This window comes from uncultured Xanthomarina sp., assembly GCF_963971605.1.
Taxonomy (GTDB): Bacteria; Bacteroidota; Bacteroidia; order Flavobacteriales; family Flavobacteriaceae; genus Xanthomarina; species Xanthomarina gelatinilytica.
The window spans coordinates 86705-105487 of the sequence record NZ_CAXATZ010000007.1 but is presented as its reverse complement, the minus strand read 5'-3'; the positions used below and the strand labels follow the sequence as shown (position 1 = coordinate 105487).

Genomic DNA, 18783 nt, shown 5'->3' with positions numbered 1-18783 from the left:
ATGTTTGTGTCCATTAGCTGTTAATGGAAGGTTTATTTCTACCCAATTCGCTCCTCCATCCACAGATTTGTATAACCCATAAGTTAACCCTCCCATAATAGTAGAAGCATTAGAAGAACTATATACAGCATCTGCTGCTGCAACATATATTTCTGAAACACCATTGTTGTTTCTAACTTTTACATCATTTATATGTTGTACCCCTGGCACTACCATGGCTGTAAAATCTCCTGAAGTAGGGTTTAATGATCCATTAACGGTTCCTGAGGCCATTGCAGCTTCTATCAAATCACCATCAGCCATACTAATCATTACCGAGGGAATAGTAATGGCAGCATTTGTACCACCCATTGGAACAGGTTCCCCTGGAACATTGTTCATGACTATGGCTCCAATAGCTCCTGCGTTTTGTGCATTTAAAACTTTGTCAACAAACGCACAATCACCTCTTCTAATAACAGCAATTTTTCCAGCTGCACTTGGCCCAAAAGAGTTACATGCTAAGGTTGGAACCCCAGAAGGGTCATTTGCTAAAACAAAATCTGCTGTTATGGTTGATGTGATTTCAGACCCAAAATTAGTGGTTGGGTAAGATTGATAATTTCCTGCAATGCCACTTGGTGAGTTTACTGTAATATTGGAAGCTGAAACAAAGAAGCTAGTCCCTGTAATCCCTCCAAAAACATTGGTCCATGTATTTCCTGCATCTGTAGATTTCCATAAGCCATTTCCATTAACATCTCCACCAACATAAGACTCTCCTGTTCCTACATAAAAAGTGCTAGGGTTGTTTGGATCGTAAGTAATGCTTGAAACAGCTAAATTTTCTGGTATATCCACTCTGGTCCATACACTACTTGCACTGGATATATTGGTATTTTTCCATAAACCACCACTTACACCTCCAGCAAAAACGGTATTGTTTGATGCATCTGTGGGATCAAACATCAATCCTCTGGTTCTACCTCCAACATTGTTTGGACCTCTTTCCAACCAACCATTATCCAAAGCATCTCCTGGAACTCGTCCGTTAATTAAATCATCTCTTCTTTGGGCTAATAATTCTTGTTGCAATTCAAGAACTTTATTCGATGTTGGCCTCCCTAACTCTGGATTCATGGTTAAAATCCATTGTTCTTCAAAATATTTTTTTGGAGGCATCCTATTTGCTTTTCTTTCTTTTTTAGACAATAACAAACCTTCTTTAAAAGGATGATTCTCTAAATGTTCTTTATGCTTTTCTTTCAGTTCTGCCACTGAAGTCAAAGCTTCTTCATTTTTTGTAGCACCATCTTCATTTTCAATAAACATAAAAACGGCTAATGCAACCAGCAAAACGCTAAAAATTAATAGGGAATTTTTTTTCATGTGTGTTTTTTTTAATTGTGGCTAAAATAACTGAATTATTATATATTTCAAAAAACACAAGCATTATTTAACAGTTAAAAAGCTATTTTTCATGCTATTATAACAAATTGAATAGATTTTAACTTTAAAGTAGGTTAAATAAGGAGTGAAGTCTACTCCATATCTGCATAATATTGTTGGGTATCAACTTCTGAAGTTGCTGGGCTACTCAGCTCTTTCAGGACTAAGAAACAAGCAAATGCTACGAAAATGATGACTAAAGCTCCTAATAGATTTTTTTTCATGTTTAGTTAGAATTAGTTTTCGGTTTGGTAAACATACATAAACAACCGATTAAACGCAATGTTTTTTCGATAAAATGCAATTTAGTGCTGAATCTATTTACAATGATATCCCTTGTATGTTTTTAAACTTTAAAATAGCTTGGCTATCGGACAGTAACGAAACATAATGACAAACACCTAACAATTTTTGATACGTTGAATTGCTTTCGCAATAATTCAATTCTGGTATGCTCTTTAAAAGCAGCGCATCATAATTTGAAGCTTGGTTTAAGGATTTGTTTATAACTGCTGCTGAATACACATCCAAAAGCGTACTGATGACTTTGTATCCTACGATCTCTTTATCAATCACTTCTTGGGACTTATAAACGTTTTTTATGCTTATGTTAATTATATCGTTTATTTGGGCTTCATATTTGCTTTTATCCAATAAACCTGTGGAAAAATTATTGTTAAGGATGTCTTCTTCATGGTCTAAAAATATTTCCACTGCTTCCTGAATCAAGGTGTTGATGGCCAAAGCCCTTAAATAGCTTACTCTATCTTGCGTGGTAGACAGTTTATGGTATTTTTTGGAATTGATAGAGTGTTTTACCAGATTAATTAAATATTCCAACGCAAATTCTTCTTGAATAAGCCCTAAGTTAATGCCATCTTCAAAATCTATAATTGTGTAACAAATATCATCTGCAGCTTCAACCAAATAAGTTAAGGGATGCCTTGCAAAACTACAATCTGTTTTAGAACCTGTTTTTAAAAGGCCCAATTCGGTTGCCACATCTAGAAACAGGTTTTTTTCACTTTGAAAAAAACCATATTTTTTGTCTGCTATATGGCTTGTTGGTTTTTTTGGTAACGATTCTTTAGGATATTTTGTAAAAGCTCCAAGTGTGGCATAACTTAAACGCAAGCCTCCTTCTTTACCAGATCGGCTTTCTGTAACTATTTTAAACCCATTGGCATTTCCTTCAAAATCGCATAAATCTTGATATTCTTTGGCTGTTAATTGGCTTTTGTATTGCAGACCTTGTCCTGTTTTAAAAAATTCTCCAATGGCTTTTTCCCCAGAATGTCCAAAAGGTGGGTTTCCTATATCATGTGCCAGAGCTGCTGCTGCAACAATGGCACCAAAATCGTTTGCCTGATATCCGTGAATGGTTTGTAGATGTGGATATTTCTCAATAAGTTTTGCTCCTACTTTTCTACCAAGTGTTCTACCTACGACACTAACTTCCAAACTATGGGTTAGTCTGGTATGTACAAAATCTGTTTGGGATAAGGGAATGACTTGGGTTTTGCCCTGTAAGCTTCTAAATTCAGAAGAAAAAATAATTCTATCGTAATCCACTTCAAAACCCAACCTGGTTTCGTCTTGTTCTTTTCTTAAGCGTTTATTAATATCTCCATATCGTTTTAAGGAGAGTAATTGTTCCCAGTTCATAATTCCTATTTAACTGCTGCAAGATACATTTTTCAACATTTTAAAATTCTCTTTTTAAAAGCAGATATAAACAATTTTATTACGTTTTATGTTAAGAAATTATTTCCTGAAAAAAGTATTTCAACATTTTCATAACATTTAACTAACAGTTATATGATTTAGGTTTAACCTGTAAATAACCTTGACTTTACATGAATAAGGTTTCTTTGCCACATCAAATTTTACTAAAACTAATGAGACACATATTTATATTATTATTTGTATTTACAGCTGCAATTGCACAAGCCCAAAACCCAGGAACTTTGGTTGGTAAACTTACAGATAAAGATTTCAATAATGACCCTTTACCTTTTGCAAATGTTTTAATAAAAGGAACTATTAAAGGAACTACATCAGATTTTGACGGTTTATACAGCATTGAAAATATTGAACCCGGAACCTATACCATTGTATTTAGCTTTGTTGGTTATGAAACCCAGGAGATTGAAGCCACTATTGAGGCTGGAAAGATTACGGAAATCAATGTGCCTTTGTCTGCTAGCGCTGCCTCATTGGATGAAGTAGTCATTACCACTACAACCAAAAGAGAAAGTGAAGTGGCGCTTTTACTTGAACAGAAAAAAGCTGTTGAAATTAAACAAAGTATTGGTGCTGAAGAGTTATCCAGAAAAGGGGTCGGTGATGCTGCAGGTGCTGTTTCAAAAATCTCTGGTGTATCAAAACAAGAGGGCTCAAGCAACGTATATGTTCGTGGTTTGGGAGACCGCTACTTAAATACAACCATGAATGAACTTTCGTTACCGTCAAACGATGTTAACAAAAAAAATATTGATTTAAACTTGTTCTCTTCAGACATTATTGAGAATGTATCTATAAGCAAGGCTTATTCAACTGGTTTTTATGGCGACTTTTCTGCCGGTAATGTTAACATAACTTCAAAGAACTATTCTGGAGATTTTTATGTTGATGCTTTTGTGGGATCTGGATTTAACACCAATGCCGTTGACAAAGATTTTGTAAGGAGTGAAGGCACTGGATATTTCGGTTATTATGGAAGATATGAGCATAATCCTTTTCCTGTTATCTTATCTCATGGTTTTGACCCTGAAACGGCTGGCAATCCAATTAATGTTGGTTATGGAGCATCAATTGGTAAGAGTTATGACTTTAAAAATGATTCTCGCTTAAGTGTCTTTTTAACTGGATCTTACGAAAATGAGTTTCAATATAGAAAAGGTACAAATACGGATTATACTTTAGTTGAGAAAAAGGCGTATATAGACAGTGCTGAAGAATATGAATTCGGTACCACATCAACCGTTATGGGTAATTTAAAGTATAGAATTGATGAAAATAATACCTTAAAATTCAATTCATTATTCATAAACAGTTCATCAGATGTTGTTGGCTACTTTGGTATGGATGGTAACGGTAGAAACCGAGATGCCATATTAAATACAGACAAAGGATTTTACCAAATGAACGTTCAGTTTGATCAAACCAGAATATTTGTAAACCAACTTTTGGGCAACCATAAGTCTGATAAGTTTGAAGTAGATTGGGGCTTTGGTGTCAATACTGTTTTCTCCGACCAACCAGACAGAAAAAGGGTAAGTATTGAAAACTATCATTTTGCATTGGATAATGACTCAAATACCAATCCAACCTTTTATAGTAACGTAGATTTTGACAACCAACGCTACTTCCAAAATATTGAAGATGAAGAATATAATGGTAGAGCAAATATTGCCTATTCAGCTACTGAAAACCTAAAATTCAATTTAGGTTACAATGGTAGAAGCAAAGAGCGTAATTTTGAAAATATTCGCTATGGTTATGACATAGTAGACTCTGACTATGCCATAGCAGATGTAAATAACCTAAACAGCGTATTTAACCTTAATAATCTTAACATAAACCAAGGCAGTAACGGTATTTATGAAATTAAGGTAATCAATACCATTCCAGGACAATCCAACACCAACAGACCTGGCTTGCCAGAAAACACTTATTCTGGGAATCTAGACATTTATGCTGGTTATTTGAATGCCGAAATCAAAGTTGGTGAAAAGTGGTTGTTTGTGCCAGGAGTAAGATTAGAATCTGTAAGTCAAAAAATTGGATTTGATGTCATTAACCTAGGTACTCAAGGCGAAGGCGAAATCGGTTCACACGAAAACTTTTTGTTGCCTAGCTTAAATGTAAAATATGCTTTAAATGAAGACCAAAACTTACGTTTTTCAGCCAGTCAAACCGTTTCTATTCCTGAATTTAAGGAAGTAGCCCCTTTTGTTTATGAAAACATTTCAACTAAAATTGGTGGTAACCCTGACTTATTAAATAAAGGTTTTTCTAAAATTTTCAATTTAGACCTTAAATATGAATGGTTCTACAGCAAAAGCGAAATTTTCTCCTTGGGTGTGTTTGCCAAAGAAATCAATGACCCAGTAAACTTAGTCGTTGGTGCAGATGCCACAGGTACACAGCGCTTTTTTAGAACTGGTGACAAGGCAACGGTTTATGGTGTTGAGTTAGAAGTTAGAAAAGACATTCTTAAAAATGCTGACGATAATACGGTTCTATCAGCTGGTTTGAATGCCACATACATGCACACAGAACAAGATCTTTATTCACAAATAGATGGTGATTTTTACGATGTGAGCTTTGAAAAAACCAAAGATGAGCTTCAAGGTGCATCACCACTGCTTATCAATGCTGATCTAAGCTTCTCACCTAAGTTTGAAAAATATGAACCAACTGCCAATTTAGTGTTTTCCTATTTCTCTGATAGAATAGATGCTTTAGGCTCCGGACAGCTAGGTAACATAGTTGAAAAAAGCGTCCCTACTCTAGACTTTATTTGGAAAAACAACATTAAAAAGAATTTTGAGGTGAACTTAAGTATCAAAAACCTATTGAATCCAACCATAAAATATGTTAGAGAAACTACTTTGGGCGATATCGTGGTTAACTCAGCAAACGGTAATGGTATATCCAATTATAAACGTGGAATGGACATTGGGCTTCAACTAAAGTATAATTTTTAACAACCATAAATAGTATAAACTTTTAAAGACAATAATTAAACTCAAAAACAATGAAAAATAATTTAATTTTAGGTTTAGCAATCATTTCAATGCTATTCTCTTGTACTACTGATGACACTGCTGATATTGTAATAAATGACAATAGCGTTATAAACAATAATGGTGGCGGCAACACTCCAACAGATGGTTGCGAAGCCATACCTGCGGCTGTATTTAACTCTAATTTAGTTTTAGAAGCCAACAAATGTTACACTATTAGCGGCCCTGTAATCATGGCCTCTGGAACAAACCTTATCATTAATGAAGGTGTAACTATTGAAGCTGAAGCTTCTGGTGCTGATGTTTACATTGCTATCTCTCAAGGCGCCAAAATCACTGCTAACGGTACGGCTTCAAACCCTATTGTTATGACGTCTGGTGCTGCTAACCCAGCTGCTGGAGATTGGGGTGGATTGATTATTTTAGGAAGAGCCCCTATCAATTCCGTAACAGGTTCTGCTACTTCTACTTCAGAAATTGCTAGTTTACCATTTGGTGGTACAAATGCTGCTGATGATTCTGGGACCATTCGTTATGTACGTGTTGAATACTCTGGTGGTGCTGCTGATGGCCAATCTGAAAACAACGGCTTTTCCTTTTACGGTGTAGGAAACAGTACAATTGTTGAGTACATTCAAGCTTTTGAAGGAAAAGATGATGGTGTTGAGTTCTTTGGTGGTACAGTTAATGCAAGCTATGTATCTGTAGTTAACGCTCAAGATGACTCTATTGACTGGACTGAAGGCTATACAGGAACTATTACAAATGCTTATGTTAAGCATGGTGCTGATCACGATAAAGGGATAGAGGCTGACGGATACAATACCGATTTTAGTAATGCCGCTGGTTATTTCTCTAAACCTACAGTAAACAATTTAACCATAATTGGCAACGGCTCTACAACTGGTAATGAAGCTATCAGATTAAGAGCTGGAACACAAGGTATCTTTAACAATATCTACATTGAAGGTTTTGAAGAAGCCTTTGATTTAGATGGTGATGCTGGTGACAACCCAACAGGTGCTGGTGTATTGAGCGGTGACCTTTATGTTGTAGACGCTACTTTTGTTGATGTTATTGAAAAAATGCAAAACGATACAGGTGAAACCTTTACTGAAGCAGATTTTATCTCTGGCGATGGTAATGGAACAGGAACCGATTACGCAACTTGGGGAGCAAGTTGGACTGTTGAATAACAATTTGAATTGGTCACAAAACAAAAAAGCATCCTAAACAGGATGCTTTTTTGTTTTTTAATATACATTGTTTAATCACGTAGTGCTATGGTAGATTTATTGGTCCACTCACTAACACTCGAAATAGCATTGTTACTATAATCTACTTCTTTTAAAATTTTACCTGACCAGTAAAACCATTTGCCGACTTTCTTCCCATTATCATAATTCGCCGAAACTAATTTATTGCCTTCTGCATCAAAACTTAACCATTTACCTTGAAGTTTACCGTCTAAAGTATAAGTACCTGTTTGACTTATAGCTCCATTGTCATGATAGTAAGTAACCTCAATTAAATTAGTATCCTTGTTAAGCTTTAGTTCGCGCTCTTGTTGCGCAAAAGAAACAGCTGTAATTAAAAAGGCAATAAAGAAAATACATTTCTTCATAATTATTTGGGTTTTTATATTATATCTCAAATATAAACAATAATTAACAATTTAGCAACATCTAAATAACATTAAATTAACATTAAAGCTATAAGAATTTGTTATTCAGTATTTTATAATTTTTAAAATATTAAGACTCATTTAATAATTAATTAATATTTACATTACATTCAAACCATAATTAATTAGCAAATTTGCTATGTCTTGAGACATAATTAGTAATTTCATATAATCTATTAGTTTTTGTCGACTAAATTATCATGAATTCTATGGCTGCTTCTGGCCAAAGCAGCCTTTTGTTCTATTTTTAAATTTAATATTTAGGAAACATTAATTTAACATTAAAGTCAGTTCTTTGCAGCGACAAAAACTAGAATCCTAAATATGAAATTTAAAGTAACGGTAATTTTATTATTACTATCTACTTCCTTTATGGTAAATGCTCAAGAAATCCCTTCTACTAAGTTTGGTAAAGGCATCTTTAACATAGTGGGGAAAGACAGTTCTTGGACCATGAAAGTTGGTGCCAGAATGCAATTTTTAACACTTGCCAGTTGGGAAAACGATCATGGAGAGTTAACAAATGGTGAAGCTGCTTTTTTAGTAAGACGCGCCAGGTTAAAATTTGATGGCTATGCTTTAACTCCAAAACTAGAATACAAAATAGAGCTAGGCTTATCCAATAGAGATATGTCAGGCTCTTCCATATACACCAGCAACACCCCAAGATTTATCTTGGATGCCGTTATGAAATGGAATTTTTACAAAAATTTTGAACTTTGGTTTGGTCAAGCAAAACTTCCTGGAAATAGGGAACGCATTGTTTCTTCAGGAAACCTTCAGTTTGTGGATAGATCTATTTTAAATGCTGGTTTTAATATAGATAGGGATTTAGGGATTCAATTCAGACATCATTTCAATTTAACAGATACCTTTATTGTTCGGGAAGCCCTTGCCATATCCCAAGGCGAAGGCAGAAACGTCACCACAGGAAATATAGGTGGATTTCAATACACTGCCCATTTGGAGTTTTTACCTTTGGGCTTATTCCCAAACAAAGGGGACTACATAGGTGGTTCTTTAAGCAGACCTGAAACCCCTAAACTGGCCATTGGTATCACTTACGATTTCAACAATAACGCTGTTAAAACCAGAAGCAATCAAGGCTCCTACATGCTAACTGAAAACGGATTTTACGAAACGAATATCACTACCTTGTTTGTTGATGCCATGTTTAAGCACAAAGGCTTTTCTTTTATGGGAGAATATGCCAATAGAGATGCTGAAGACCCAGTAGCAAAGGAAACAGATGGTACGCCAACAGGACAAGTAGTTCAAGTTGGAAATGCCGTCAATCTGCAAGCTGGTTACTTATTTAAATCAAACTGGGAAGTGGCTGGTCGATTTTCCAATGTAGATTTAAGCAAAAGTATTACTGGTGAGAGTTTGGTAAATGAATACACGCTGGGTTTATCAAAATATATAGTAGGACACAAATTAAAAGTACAAACAGATTTTACTTATGTGGATACTGAAAACATAAACAGTCGTTTAGCTTACAGGCTTCAATTTGATATACACTTTTAAATAATAACATTTAGATAACATTTCTAATACAAACACTATAGATATTTGCACTATCTAATTAAAAACTAACTAATGGAAAATATATACTTATTAATGATTGTTGCTCTGGCTGTTTTGGCCATTGCAGACTTGGTGGTAGGTGTAAGTAATGATGCCGTAAACTTTTTAAATTCGGCTATTGGCTCTAAAGCCATCTCTTTTAAAACCATCATGATTGTTGCCAGTGTGGGCGTTGCTGTGGGAGCCATTTTCTCCAGTGGCATGATGGAGGTTGCCAGAAAAGGCATCTTTAATCCTCATGAGTTTATGTTCAATGAAATCATGATCATTTTTATGGCTGTCATGATTACAGATATTTTGTTGTTGGACTTTTTCAATACAGTTGGCATGCCAACCTCAACCACTGTATCCATTGTTTTTGAACTTCTAGGTGCTTCGGTAGCCATGGCTTTAATTAAAGTTGGGAATGATGGTGGTGGTTTTGCTGAAGTAATTGGATATATAAACACATCCAAAGCCACCGAAATTATTTTTGGCATTCTCTTGTCTGTCATTGTCGCATTCACAGTAGGTGCTATCGTGCAATGGATAGCCAGGTTATGGCTTTCTTATAATTTTGAAAAGAAATCCAATTGGGTTGGAGCCATATTTGGAGGCTTGGCTTTAACTTCCATCACTTACTTTATTTTTATGAAAGGTTTAAAAGGAATGTCTTTTGCAAAAGAACCTTTCGGAATTTTAAATGGAGAAACCGTTAATAGCTATTTGGAGAACCACGTATTACTGATTGTTAGCGTAAGCATGCTGTTCTGGTCTATGTTATCTTATTTATTAATTAGCTTGGCAAAAGTGAACATCTATAAGTTAATTATCTTGGTTGGAACATTTGCTTTGGCATTGGCTTTTGCTGGAAACGATTTAGTAAACTTTATAGGTGTTCCTATTGCTGGATGGCTATCTTACTCCACATGGGTTAACTCTGGAGTTGCTGCCGATGCTTTTAGCATGGGGTTTTTGGCAGACAAAGTACCAACACCTACCTATTTGTTGGTTGCAGCAGGTTTAATTATGGTTGTCACCTTATGGTTTTCAAGCAAAGCGAAGGCTGTTGTTAAAACCTCTTTGGATTTATCCAGTCAAGAAGAGACCAAAGAACGCTTTCAACCTAACTTCCTTTCGCGAGGTTTTGTGAGGTTTGCTATTTTAGGCTCCCAAATGTCTTCATATATTTTACCGGAATCTTGGCAAGCTAAAATTGAAAAACAATTTGAAAAACCTGTCATTTCTTTAAAAAAGGATAAAACCTATGAGTTGCCAGCCTTCGATTTGGTTCGTGCTGCCATTAACTTAATGGTTGCAGCTGTCTTGATTTCTATTGCAACATCTATGAAACTACCACTTTCCACAACCTATGTTACTTTTATGGTTGCCATGGGTACCTCTTTGGCAGATAGAGCCTGGGGAGCAGAAAGTGCTGTATACAGGGTTGCTGGAGTTTTAAACGTAATTGGTGGTTGGTTCTTTACAGCTTTTATTGCCTTTATATCTGCAGCCATCATTGCGTATTTCTTAAACTGGAACGTACAAGTCATGGTCCCAATATTCTTATTGCTGGCTACCATTTTACTTGTAAGAAGCTATATTTCACATAAAAAGAAATCTGACACCAATAAAGCCGAAGATAGTTTAACACGTGCCGAAAGCAGCTCTATTCAAGGAGTGATACATGAAAGTGCAGACAATATTGCCCATGTTATTAAACGTGGAAATAAAATTTACACCAATGCCATTAACGGTCTTGCCAAACAAGATTTGTCTTTACTTAAAAAGAATAAAAAACAAGTCATCAAACTATCTGATGAAATAGATGAATTGAGAGACCATATTTTTTATTTTATTAAGAACCTGGATGAATCCAGCGTAGCTGCCAGCAGTTTTTATATAAACGTTTTGGGATATCTACAAGATATTACCCAATCTTTGGAATACATTACCAAAGTGAGCCACAAACACGTTAACAACAACCATAAAAAACTTAAATTTAGCCAAATTAAAGAGTTGAAGGAAGTTGATGAACGTTTTGAAAGACTGTTCAACAATACCAGAAAAGCTTTTGAGTCCCGTTCTTTTGAAGAAATAGGTGTTGTTTTAAATAGAAAGAAAGAAATTGTCACTCTAGTTACCGATAAAATTCAAAAACAGGTAGAACGTACTAGAAACGAAGAATCAAGTCCTAAAAACACAACTTTGTATTTTAGTATTCTCTTGGAGACCAAAGATTTACTGGCTGCCATTATGAATCTCCTGGAAGAATATCATGGTGCTTTTGACAGTTCCATAAAGCCTGCTAAAATTTCAGAAGAGAACACAGATTAAATGTCATTATAATAAACACTAAAACAAAAAAAAGCATCTCAAATTGAGATGCTTTTTTTATAACACTTAATTGAATTAATTTAAGATCCACACATCAAACAATCATCACCTTCTGCTTCTTTTGCCTGAGCAATTAAAGCTTTCATTTCTTCGGCAGACATAGGCTCCACGTCTTTAGCTTGCTGGCTAAATGTTTCGGCTGTTTTAGCAGCTTTTTGTTGTTGTGCCTTTAATGTCTCATCTACTTCAACAATGTTGGTTACTGGTTCTTCTTTCTTTTTGGTATCCAAGGTAAACTTAATGGCATCTACTGCGCTCTTGGTTCTTAAATAATACATGCCTGTCTTCAACCCACTCTTCCAAGCATAAAAATGCATGGAGGTTAGCTTAGCCATGGTTGCACCTTCCATGAACAGATTTAAGGACTGGGACTGATCTATAAAATAGCCTCTTTGTCGAGACATGTCTATAATGTCTTTCATGCTCAATTCCCATACCGTTTTGTAAAGGTCTTTAATGTGTTGAGGTATCACATCTATATTTTGTACAGAGCCATTGGCTCTCATGATGTCTTGCTTTAAACCATCGTTCCACAATCCTAGTTCCACCAAATCTTCCAGCAAATGTTTGTTAACCACAATAAATTCACCAGATAACACACGACGTGTGTATATGTTTGAGGTATATGGCTCAAAACACTCATTGTTGCCCAATATTTGCGAGGTACTTGCCGTTGGCATAGGAGCCACCAACAACGAGTTTCTTACCCCGTGTTTTTTAACTTCTTTGCGCAATTTTGCCCAATCCCAACGGCCACTCAACTCTTCGTCTTTTATTCCCCACAGGTTGTGTTGAAATTCCCCATTGCTAATTGGTGAGCCTTGGTAGGTTTGGTAAGGTCCATCTTTTTGCGCTTCTTCCATACTTGCCGTAACAGCAGCAAAATAAAGTGTTTCAAATATGTCCTGATTGAGTTTTTTTGCTTCGTCACTGGTAAAAGGCATGCGAAGCTTGATAAAAGTATCTGCCAAACCTTGAACCCCCAGACCTATTGGTCTGTGACGGAAATTGGAATTTTCGGCTTCTTTAACTGGATAATAGTTTCTATCTATAACCTTGTTCAAGTTTTTAGTAACGCGTTTGGTAATTTTAAATAACTCCTTATGATCAAACTCGTTGTTTTTTATAAACATTGGCAAGGCTATAGATGCCAAATTACATACTGCAACCTCATCTGGAGAGGTGTATTCCATGATTTCTGTACATAAATTCGAAGAACGTATGGTTCCTAAATTTTTTTGATTGGATTTACGGTTGGCAGCATCTTTGTACAGCATGTAAGGTGTACCTGTTTCTATTTGAGATTCTAAAATTTTCTCCCAAAGCTCCCTGGCTTTTATAGTTTTTCTGCCTTTGCCTTCTGCTTCATATTTTAAGTAAAGGGCTTCGAATTCTTCGCTATGGGTTTCTGGCAAACCAGGACACTCGTTTGGGCACATTAGGGTCCATGGTCCATCTTCCTGGACACGTTTCATAAATAAATCGGAAATCCACATGGCATAAAACAAATCCCTTGCGCGCATTTCTTCTTTTCCGTGATTTTTCTTCAAATCCAAAAAGTCGAAGATATCTGCATGCCAGGTTTCTAAATAAATGGCGAAACTTCCTTTACGCTTTCCTCCGCCTTGATCTACATAACGTGCCGTATCATTAAACACTCGTAACATAGGCACTATGCCATTACTGGTTCCGTTGGTTCCTGCTATATAACTTCCGGTAGCGCGAATGTTGTGCATTGCCAAACCTATTCCACCTGCAGATTGTGAAATTTTAGCCGTTTGCTTTAAAGTATCATAAATTCCGTCTATACTATCTTCTTTCATAGTTAAAAGAAAACAAGAAGACATTTGTGGTTTTGGCGTTCCTGAATTAAAAAGGGTTGGTGTGGCGTGTGTAAAATATTTTTTGGACATGAGTTCGTAAGTCTCAATAACTGCATCTAAATCGTTTAGATGAATTCCTACCGAAACTCTCATGAGCATGTGTTGTGGACGTTCGGCAATTTTTCCATTTAATTTTAGTAAATAAGAACGTTCCAGGGTTTTAAAACCGAAATAATCGTAACCAAAATCGCGATTATATATTATGGTAGAGTCCAATTTCTCTTTATTATCCATAATAACCTGGTACACCTCATCAGACAGCAATGGTGCTTTTTTTCCTGTTCTTGGGTTAACATACACGTATAAATCGTGCATGACTTCACTAAATGATTTTTTTGTGTTTTTGTGTAAATTAGACACAGAAATCCTTGCAGCCAAGCGTGCGTAATCTGGGTGAGCCGTTGTCATGGTTGCAGCTACTTCGGCTGCCAGATTATCAAGTTCACTGGTGGTTACCCCATCGTAAAGTCCTTCAATCACTCTCATGGCAACTTTTACTGGATCTACCAGTTCGTTTAAGCCATAACACAACTTTCTTACTCTAGCTGTAATCTTATCGAACATCATTGGTTCTTTTCTGCCGTCTCTTTTTACTACATACATATTTTACAGGTTTTTAATTTTCTGACACGCTTTTCAGAAAATAGATTAATTAATTGGCTCAAGCACATTTAAAGAGGTAAACGTGCTTGAAGTTTAAATTTTATTGGAATAAGTTACAAGGATCCTCAGGTGCGGTTACATGAAGCTTGCTATTAACTTATTTTATATTCTTAGGGTTTTTTATTTAAAAATCGGCATCGAAACTAAATTTGTCGCCTGCTTCTTCTTTGTTGGCCACACCAGCTTTTTGGTATTCAGCGACACGCTTTTCAAAGAAATTTGTTTTCCCTTGAAGCGAAATCATGTCCATAAAATCAAATGGGTTTGGCGTGTTGTACTCTTTCTCACAATCCAATTCGCTTAACAGTCTATCGGTTACAAACTCTAAATATTGCGCCATTAATTTGGCATTCATACCAATTAAACTGGCTGGTAGGGATTCTGTTATAAACTCTCTTTCAATATCCAAAGCATCCACAAGAATTTCTCTAATACGTGCTTTAGGCACTTTATTCACCAAGTGATTGTTGTGCAAGTGCACAGCAAAGTCGCAATGCACACCTTCGTCTCTGGAAATCAATTCGTTAGAAAAGGTCAAGCCAGGCATTAAGCCACGTTTTTTCAACCAGAAAATGGAGCAAAAAGCACCAGAGAAGAAAATCCCTTCTACAGCAGCAAAAGCAATCAAACGTTCGGCAAAACTTGGCGACTCTATCCATTTTAAAGCCCAATCTGCCTTTTTCTTGATGGCAGGAAAGTTTTCAATGGCATTGAACAACTGGTCTTTTTCAGTTTCGTCTTTTACATAGGTGTCAATTAACAAGGAATAAGTTTCACTATGAATGTTTTCCATCATGATTTGGAACCCATAAAAGAACTTGGCTTCACTGTATTGCACTTCGTTTACAAAGTTTTCGGCCAGGTTTTCGTTAACTATCCCATCACTTGCAGCAAAAAAAGCTAAAATGTGTTTAATAAAATAACGTTCGTCATCATTCAATTTCGTGGTCCAATCTGTAAGGTCCTGGTGTAAATCTATTTCTTCGGCTGTCCAGAAACTAGCTTCCGATTTTTTGTACCATTCCCAAATATCATGATGCTGAATTGGAAAAATTACAAATCGATCTTTGTTTTCTTGTAGTATGGGTTCTGTAAACTGAGACATTTTTTTAGTGTTTATTTTAAAATTTAGACGAATATTTTGCTGTAATTTGGGACTAACAAAGATTGAAAAATGAGATTGAAAATGAAAGGTTAAGTTATAAACATTGTCAACAAGTTTTTAACAAAATTTAAGAATTTTAAGAAGGTCCCTGTTTTTTAATCTTGTTTCAAATTGCTGATTTACAGGTTTTTAAAAAAGCGAAATGAGTTTAAAAAGTATGCGCCAAATATAGCCTTAAGCAAGATGTTTACTGCTTTGTGAGTCTTTGTTTGAAATAGGTTTCCGTTAAAAATAAGGCATAAAAAAAAACCAGCTCTCACTGGTTTTTTTAAATCGATTAATAGCAACCATCTATAAAATGAAATGCATATCCCTTAATTAATAGCAAAACAAATATCTAAAAAAAAACCACTGCAAAATAAGTTTTTGTATGGTTGGTACAAAAAACTGTATAGTTGGTAACTTAAAAATTAAGCTTTCATAAAAAACACCCATATGACGACCTATTATACATAAATTTACACCAAGCATACATCTATTTTTTAAAGAACACATTATATCACTATATTTGAGTATATGATTAAAGCAGTAATAGTAGACGACGAACCGAAGGCCATACAAAGTTTAACTTGGGAATTGGAAAATTTCAGCAACGACATTGAAGTGGTTGAAACATTTACTAATCCGGAGAAAGCCATAACCTATTTAAAAACACACACACCAGATTGCCTGTTTTTGGATATAAACATGCCAACCATGGACGGGTTTCAGTTTTTGGATTGTATCAACCATAAGGATTACGCAGTCATAATCACAACTGCATACAACGAGTATGCTTTGAAAGCACTTAAGAACGAAGCCATAGACTATCTCTTAAAGCCTATAGATTCTGATGATTTAAAAGAAACCATAGCAAAAATCAAAAAGTTTTACACCAACAACATTTCCATTGCAAAAGTTGAAGAGGTTTTATTGAATTTCAATGCCAACCTAAAACATCAAAAAGTCATTTTAAACACAGATGGCAAACTGGTGTTTTTAAATATAGATGATATTCTATACATAGAATCCGATGGCAATTACAGTACATTTTTCATGACAAAAAATCAAAAAATGGTTGTCACTAAAAAGATCAAGGAAATTGATGCTATCTTACCCGAAAATTATTTCTTTAGAATTCACAATTCTTACATCATAAACCTGAACAAGATTAAAGAGTTTGTGAAAAACGAAGCCTACGTAGTCATGGAATCCAATGAAAAAATCCCTGTTGCCAGACAGCGTAAATCAGACTTCCTAAACAAATTGTAACCCATGAAACGGCTCTTAAACAGTTTTGTTTTAACCATAAAAACCCATTGCAAAAGCATTTTGCTATGTTTTGTATTTGCTTGTTTTTCCTCTGTGACTTTGGCTCAAAACAGTCAAAGCACAGATTTTGAAAAGATTGTAAACACAACCCTTATTAATAAAAAGCAAACAAGTTATAGATATTTGGATTCTGTTTTTAAAGTGTTTTCCAAAGATAGCCTAAAAATGAACTTGCTTTTAAAGAAATCTGAAGAAAAACAGTTTTTGGAAGGTGAAAGTTACGCTTTAAACATGCTTGGGGAAACGTATAGAAACCTTTCTGTTTATGACAAAGCCATAAGTTTTCATGAAAACGCCTTAAAAAAAGCCAAACAAGCCAAAAACATAGATCTGCAGGTTATTAGCTTAAACATGCTGGGTGTTGTTTACAGAAGACAAGATGTTATAAGAACAGCCTTGGACTACCATAAGGAAGCACTGGACTTGGCCGAAACGGTAAAACCAACCACAGACATCCTTAAACACAGCATAGCCATTTCGCAAAACAGCATGGGAAATATCTACCTGGCACTTAAACAATACGACATGGCTTTGGGTCTGTTTGAAAAGTCATTGAAAATTGAAAAAGAGCTAAACAACAAATTAGGCCTTGCCATAAACCACCATAATATAGGATATGCCCAAGAAGCCATTGGCATGCTGGATGAAGCCTTGGTTAATTACCAAACATCTTTAAAATACAACAACGAAATAGACTCAGATATTGGTCGCGTTATTTGCTATAACAGCATAGGGAAACTGGATATTTTAAAAGGCGATTATGAAACGGCTTTGCCCATTTTGGAAAAGGCTTTGGAAAAAGCAAAAATAGTTAACGACAAATATTACATTTCCACCTCTTACTCCAATTTAGGGTTGCTAAACTTGAAATTGGAAGATTTTAAAGCCTCTGAAACCCATTTAAAAGAAGCCCTAAGAATAGCCAAAAAATTCAATTTAAAATCTCAAGAATCTGAAACCTATAACCATTTAGCCCTATTGGAAGAAGAGTTGGGAGATTTTAAATCCTCTTTACATTATTACAAGCAATATGTGGCCCTGGACCAATCCATTACCAACGAAAAAAACTTTCAATATGTAAACGATTTAATTTTAAAATATGAAAGTGAAAAGAAAAACAGCCAAATTAAAGCCCTTGCCAGCGAAAACGAGATTGTAAAGCTAAAACTGGTTCAAAATAGAAAAATTTTATTGCTAAGTCTTTTGGGAGCTTTTTTGATTATTGGTTTTTTTATCATTTTACAAAGACAAAGACAGTTGAAAAACGAAAAAAAGATTGTGACTTTAGAGCAAGAAATGTTAAGAAACCAAATGAACCCTCATTTCATTTTTAATTCCCTAAACTCCATTAAGCTCTTTATTATAAACAACGAAAAAGAAAACGCAGTCTATTACCTTAACAAGTTTTCAAAGCTTATAAGAAAAATCCTAGTGGCTTCAACCGAAAAGGAGATTTCCCTACAGGACGAACTGGATACCATGGCCCTTTATATGAACATTGAAAACATGCGTTTTTCAAACGAAATAAACTATCAGGTGCATATAGACGAAACTGTCAACCCATCTGTAATTAAAGTTCCTTCCTTAATTCTTCAACCCTTTTTGGAAAATGCCCTTTGGCATGGTTTATCCTCCAAAACCGGCACCAAAAACATCCTTTTGGAAGTTTACCAAAACACTCCAGACTATGTGTCCATAAACATTACAGATAATGGGGTGGGAAGAGCTGTATCAGAAAAAATAAAGGAAAAGAAAAAGTTAAGACGTAAATCTGTTGGGATAGAGATTACCAAAGCCCGTTTGGCCAATTTTTCCAAAGGGTTTATAAACGGTTTTAAAATAGACATTGAAGATTTATTTGAAAACGGAAAAGCTTCTGGCACTAAAGTCATGGTGCACATTCCCATTAAAAATGTGGTTTTAAAAACAGCTTAA

At 35.3% G+C, this 18783-nt stretch carries 11 protein-coding genes; 6 read left to right on the top strand and 5 right to left on the bottom strand.

The window, feature by feature from the left end:
• Together AACY93_RS04750 and dgt are read right to left on the bottom strand one after the other, a co-directional pair.
• On the bottom strand, positions 1-1368 hold a 1368-nt coding region (locus AACY93_RS04750), incomplete at its 3' end, for a PA domain-containing protein (protein ID WP_339611300.1).
• A 381-nt stretch (positions 1369-1749) separates the two neighbouring features.
• Positions 1750-3093: a dGTP triphosphohydrolase gene (gene dgt / locus AACY93_RS04745; protein ID WP_287006118.1), complete on the bottom strand. Its 1344-nt coding sequence runs from the start codon at positions 3091-3093 to the stop codon at positions 1750-1752.
• Between the two features lie 233 nt (positions 3094-3326).
• On the opposite strand from dgt, the gene AACY93_RS04740 reads away from it, so the two are divergent.
• On the top strand, positions 3327-6140 hold the full coding sequence (locus AACY93_RS04740) for a TonB-dependent receptor (RefSeq protein ID WP_286854599.1): 2814 nt from the start codon (positions 3327-3329) through the stop codon (positions 6138-6140).
• Between the two features lie 50 nt (positions 6141-6190).
• A complete protein-coding gene (locus AACY93_RS04735) occupies positions 6191-7375 on the top strand; it encodes a multidrug transporter (RefSeq protein ID WP_286854598.1) in 1185 nt (394 codons plus the stop codon).
• Positions 7376-7446: 71 nt separating this feature from the next.
• Here AACY93_RS04735 and AACY93_RS04730 read toward each other — a convergent pair whose 3' ends face one another.
• Positions 7447-7803 (bottom strand): hypothetical protein, encoded by a 357-nt coding sequence (locus AACY93_RS04730; RefSeq protein WP_007647653.1) that lies wholly within the window; start codon positions 7801-7803, stop codon positions 7447-7449.
• Between the two features lie 384 nt (positions 7804-8187).
• Here AACY93_RS04730 and AACY93_RS04725 point away from each other — a divergent pair, with 384 nt between their 5' ends.
• Complete coding sequence (locus AACY93_RS04725) at positions 8188-9390, top strand: porin (protein WP_286854597.1); 1203 nt, start codon at positions 8188-8190, stop codon at positions 9388-9390.
• Between the two features lie 72 nt (positions 9391-9462).
• A complete protein-coding gene (locus AACY93_RS04720; RefSeq protein ID WP_007647651.1) occupies positions 9463-11766 on the top strand; it encodes an inorganic phosphate transporter in 2304 nt (767 codons plus the stop codon).
• An 80-nt stretch (positions 11767-11846) separates the two neighbouring features.
• Here the strand turns inward: AACY93_RS04720 and AACY93_RS04715 are convergent, their stop codons facing one another.
• Together AACY93_RS04715 and AACY93_RS04710 are read right to left on the bottom strand one after the other, a co-directional pair.
• Positions 11847-14312, bottom strand: coding sequence for a ribonucleoside-diphosphate reductase subunit alpha (locus tag AACY93_RS04715; protein ID WP_286854596.1), 2466 nt, complete (start codon positions 14310-14312; stop codon positions 11847-11849).
• A gap of 184 nt (positions 14313-14496) precedes the next feature.
• Entirely contained in the window at positions 14497-15477 is a 981-nt protein-coding gene (locus AACY93_RS04710) for a ribonucleotide-diphosphate reductase subunit beta (RefSeq protein ID WP_007647649.1), read from the bottom strand.
• Between the two features lie 576 nt (positions 15478-16053).
• On the opposite strand from AACY93_RS04710, the gene AACY93_RS04705 reads away from it, so the two are divergent.
• Both AACY93_RS04705 and AACY93_RS04700 read left to right on the top strand, forming a co-directional pair.
• Positions 16054-16788 (top strand): LytTR family DNA-binding domain-containing protein, encoded by a 735-nt coding sequence (locus AACY93_RS04705; RefSeq protein ID WP_286854595.1) that lies wholly within the window; start codon positions 16054-16056, stop codon positions 16786-16788.
• 3 nt (positions 16789-16791) lie between these two features.
• Positions 16792-18783, top strand: coding sequence for a tetratricopeptide repeat protein (locus AACY93_RS04700; RefSeq protein WP_286854594.1), 1992 nt, complete (start codon positions 16792-16794; stop codon positions 18781-18783).

Bases quoted from the DNA above. Each gene is read 5' to 3' on its own strand.
- dgt (WP_287006118.1), bottom strand. From the start codon at position 3,093: ATGAACTGGGAACAATTACTCTCCTTAAAACGATATGGAGATATTAAT.
- AACY93_RS04740 (WP_286854599.1), top strand. From the start codon at position 3,327: ATGAGACACATATTTATATTATTATTTGTATTTACAGCTGCAATTGCA.
- AACY93_RS04735 (WP_286854598.1), top strand. From the start codon at position 6,191: ATGAAAAATAATTTAATTTTAGGTTTAGCAATCATTTCAATGCTATTC.
- AACY93_RS04730 (WP_007647653.1), bottom strand. From the start codon at position 7,803: ATGAAGAAATGTATTTTCTTTATTGCCTTTTTAATTACAGCTGTTTCT.
- AACY93_RS04725 (WP_286854597.1), top strand. From the start codon at position 8,188: ATGAAATTTAAAGTAACGGTAATTTTATTATTACTATCTACTTCCTTT.
- AACY93_RS04720 (WP_007647651.1), top strand. From the start codon at position 9,463: ATGGAAAATATATACTTATTAATGATTGTTGCTCTGGCTGTTTTGGCC.
- AACY93_RS04715 (WP_286854596.1), bottom strand. From the start codon at position 14,312: ATGTATGTAGTAAAAAGAGACGGCAGAAAAGAACCAATGATGTTCGAT.
- AACY93_RS04710 (WP_007647649.1), bottom strand. From the start codon at position 15,477: ATGTCTCAGTTTACAGAACCCATACTACAAGAAAACAAAGATCGATTT.
- AACY93_RS04705 (WP_286854595.1), top strand. From the start codon at position 16,054: ATGATTAAAGCAGTAATAGTAGACGACGAACCGAAGGCCATACAAAGT.
- AACY93_RS04700 (WP_286854594.1), top strand. From the start codon at position 16,792: ATGAAACGGCTCTTAAACAGTTTTGTTTTAACCATAAAAACCCATTGC.